This window comes from Mycolicibacterium houstonense (assembly GCF_900078665.2).
In the GTDB taxonomy this organism is placed as follows: Bacteria; Actinomycetota; Actinomycetes; order Mycobacteriales; family Mycobacteriaceae; genus Mycobacterium; species Mycobacterium houstonense.
Window position 1 is genome coordinate 1 of record NZ_LT546223.1, and the last position, 960, is coordinate 960.

A 960-nucleotide genomic window follows, 5' to 3' on the forward strand; every position below is an offset into this window, starting at 1 on the left:
CCTGGCGTCCGGCCCGGTCCACATCGCGGGCGGCAACGCCGACCGCGCCGCGCGCAACAGTGCTCCGGACCGGGCCGCGGTGGTGCTCAGATCCGACGCCGCGATCCGCAGCCTGATCGATCAACGGGGACAGCAGTGACGTCCGAAGTGGCCGCGCTGGAGGCGCGGCTGCGCAGGCTCGAGGACGAACGCGACATCGCGCGGTTGATCGCCTCCTACGGCCCATGGGTGGATGCCGCGGACGCCGACGGCGCGGCCGCGCTGTGGGCGGTCGACGGCAGCTACGAGGTCGAAGGTTGGACGATGGCCGGGCGGGCCGACGTCCACGCGATGGTGAGCTCGAAGCCCCATCGCGCGCTGGTGGCCTCGGGATGCAGCCACTTCCTGGGACCGGCGGTGGTCACGGTCAGTGGGGACACCGCGGTCGCGGTGTGCGAATCGCTGGTCTTGGTGCGCCGCGAAAATCCCAGCGATACAGACGAATACGTGGTGTGGCGGGCCACTGCCAATCACTTCGAGCTGGCCCGTACGGACGGGCGCTGGCAGATCACCCGGCGGTCCAGCCGCCTGCTGAACGGCGATCCGACCGCTCACCGGTTGCTGGTCGCCGGCGTGACGGGAGAGCCCGCACCCGACCCGAGGTGAATTCTGGGTGCCGCTGCGGTTACCGATCACTTCTCCGGGATGCCGACTCGGCCGTCGCGAATTAGGCTCATCGCGGCCGGGGACGTCGGCGGTGCGTGAGGAATCGAGGTCGCAGGGTGAAGGCAGTGCTCGGACTGTCGGTGACTCCCCACGGCATCGCCTGGGCATTGGTCGACGGTGGCGACACCGGCGATGACACCCAGCTCGACGACGATGCCTTCGAGGTCGAGGTGGCCGACCAGGTGGCTGCTCGCGCGGCCGCGGCCGCACGGAGTGCCCGCGCGATTGCCGCCGCCAGCGGTCAGGACGTGACGG

At 70.7% G+C, this 960-nt stretch carries 2 protein-coding genes; both read left to right on the forward strand.

Features of this window, described 5'->3' with window-relative positions; all coding sequences use genetic code 11:
* Positions 1–135: 135 nt before the first annotated feature.
* On the forward strand, positions 136–645 hold the full coding sequence (locus BN4332_RS32705; protein WP_066904561.1) for a nuclear transport factor 2 family protein: 510 nt from the start codon (positions 136–138) through the stop codon (positions 643–645).
* Between the two features lie 116 nt (positions 646–761).
* Positions 762–960, forward strand: a 199-nt coding sequence (locus BN4332_RS32710) for a DUF7159 family protein (RefSeq protein WP_494337825.1), incomplete at its 3' end; no start/stop codon positions are given.